Origin of the sequence: Streptococcus sp. 3613 (assembly GCF_013277375.1) — a bacterium.
GTDB lineage: Bacteria > Bacillota > Bacilli > Lactobacillales > Streptococcaceae > Streptococcus > Streptococcus pseudopneumoniae.
Genome location: NZ_VMMV01000089.1, coordinates 1 through 2,347, shown reverse-complemented (window position 1 = coordinate 2,347; position 2,347 = coordinate 1). Strand labels below are relative to the sequence as shown.

Sequence of the window (2,347 nt, the reverse complement as noted above, 5' to 3'; positions counted from 1 at the left end):
TTTTTAAAACTAAATGACTATATAACTAGTTTTTCGCAATTTTTGAGACAGAAATGTGATTTTTGTGATAAAGTTCTATCATTACAAGTTCATTTGTGGTAATATGGAATAAATCATTTATGTATCCTTTCAGAAATGTGCTGTTTCTCTGAATATAAATGTCTTTTTCTCTTTAACTTAATTTTACAAATTGCTAAAGTCATTTAAGGACAGATTTTTGAACAGTTGCTAGAAATGTAGAGGTATTGACCATGTATCAAAAGTTACTTAGAAAAATAGCAGAAGAAAAACCAAGTTATAACCAGGAAGAAATCCAGTGGCTACTTGATCATTTGGGAGATCCTTCTCCAGAAATTCGTGATGACCTTGTTTTTACAAGCTTTGCTAGAGGGATTCAGGAAGAGCTATTTACACAGGAACAATTTCATTTCATTGCTGAAGGGATTTCATCTGATGGAGGGTTAGATAAAGATATTGATAAGGTAGGCCTGTCAACCCTTGAACGTTCTTTTAGGGCGCTTATTTATGCAAATCTCTTGTCTGCAGATGCCAACCAGCAATCGATTTTTTATCAGGAATTAAATGCAGGAATTCGTAATGTCCTTTTAAATCAAGGTTTGTATTATCTTTCAAAAGAAAAGGATACAACGGGTTTTTCAAGTCAGTATGGTTGGGTTCATGCTTTTGCACATGGAGCCGATTTACTGACAGAGGTGGTTTGTCATCCCAACTTTCCTAAAAACAGAGTTCATGAAGTATTTGATATACTTGGCCAACTATTTAAAAGAGTTTCGATTCGTTTTACAGATGATGAGGATTGGCGTTTAGCAAGAGTGATCTATGAACCTATTTTACAAGGGAAGTTAGCGCAAGAGCAAGTAGCTTCTTGGATAAAAGCTGTTGACTTTCCGATAGAAGAAAGAGAAGATTTTTATAAATTTTCCAACTTCAGATCCTGTCTGTTGGAAGTCTATGTCCAACTTGACCAGAGAAATAGTTTACAAGATGACTTGAAAGAAGCTATTCAATCTTTTCAATATTAGGTATTGCTAGTAGTTCTATGATTTTCAAGAAAATTTCCAATCAATTTTCTTGAAACCCTTTCCTACTTTTGATAGACTAGTATCTAGTTTTTGAAAAAAGGAGAAAGAAAATGAAAAAATTTGTTGCTGAGTTAATCGGTACGTTCATGCTTGTATTCGTCGGGACAGGAGCTGTTGTTTTTGGAAATGGTCTTGATGGCCTAGGTCACCTTGGAATCGCCTTTGCCTTTGGTTTGGCAATCGTGGTGGCAGCCTACTCAATCGGAACTGTTTCAGGTGCTCACTTGAACTCGGCTGTTTCGATTGCTATGTTTGTAAACAAACGTTTGTCATCTTCAGAACTTGTAAACTACATACTTGGTCAGGTTGTTGGAGCTTTCATCGCTTCTGGCGCAGTCTTCTTCCTCTTGGCTAACTCGGGTATGTCAACTGCTAGCCTTGGTGAAAATGCCTTGGCAAACGGTGTCACTATCTTTGGTGGTTTCTTGTTTGAAGTCATCGCAACTTTCTTGTTTGTCTTGGTTATCATGACTGTGACATCAGCAAGCAAGGGCAATGGCGCGATTGCTGGTTTGGTAATCGGTTTGTCATTGATGGCGATGATTCTTGTGGGCTTGAACATTACTGGGCTTTCAGTAAATCCAGCTCGTAGCTTGGCACCAGCTGTTTTGGTAGGTGGCGCAGCCCTTCAACAAGTTTGGATTTTCATCCTTGCGCCAATCGTTGGTGGAGTTCTTGCAGCCCTTGTTGCTAAAAACTTCCTTGGAACAGAAGAATAATTGAAACTCAAAAAGCCTTGCTCCTCATCTCGAGGAACAGGGCTTTTTCGTAGTACGACGGGCATGTCGTGCATCTGAGGTGTAAGTCCTCGGTGGGCACCTGCTACCGGTGAACCCAATAGCGATTCCCAAGCCTGACTATCGTGAGGTAGCGGATTAAAACGGTCTGGGGATAGACCGTTTTAAGTCTGACACTGGAAATAAGAATCGTCAGAGGAAGGGATAGCGAAATCGTGGCTCTACGAACAGGAAGGTGATAGTAAGGCGTATATAGCGGATAAGGGGGCCTCAAACTCTAAAGTCCAAAAAGGTGGTCGTAACCTATATGCGTAAATCACGAGAGTAATTGAATTCGGACTAAGGTTTGTGTGAAAAAGATAAATCTTTCTAGAGTCTAAAGACTCTGCGTCAGATTTCCTATTTTCACTCTAACCTTTTAACGTCCTCATATCTTGTATAAACGAGGAAAGATGTAGGACTTATCCCGTGAGGTCTCATGAGCGCTGATACTGGACTAAAATCAAA

Annotated in this window: 2 protein-coding genes; both read left to right on the top strand. The window is 39.4% G+C overall.

From position 1 onward, the window contains the following. Window positions 1-251: 251 nt before the first annotated feature. Window positions 252-1,043: a DUF2785 domain-containing protein gene (locus HT708_RS10165; RefSeq protein ID WP_000284389.1), complete on the top strand. Its 792-nt coding sequence runs from the start codon at window positions 252-254 to the stop codon at window positions 1,041-1,043. Window positions 1,044-1,153: 110 nt separating this feature from the next. After that, window positions 1,154-1,822, top strand: coding sequence for an aquaporin (locus tag HT708_RS10160; protein WP_172926350.1), 669 nt, complete (start codon window positions 1,154-1,156; stop codon window positions 1,820-1,822). The last annotated feature ends 525 nt before the right edge of the window (window positions 1,823-2,347 follow it).

Bases quoted from the DNA above. Each gene is read 5' to 3' on its own strand.
- HT708_RS10165 (WP_000284389.1), top strand. From the start codon at position 252: ATGTATCAAAAGTTACTTAGAAAAATAGCAGAAGAAAAACCAAGTTAT.
- HT708_RS10160 (WP_172926350.1), top strand. From the start codon at position 1,154: ATGAAAAAATTTGTTGCTGAGTTAATCGGTACGTTCATGCTTGTATTC.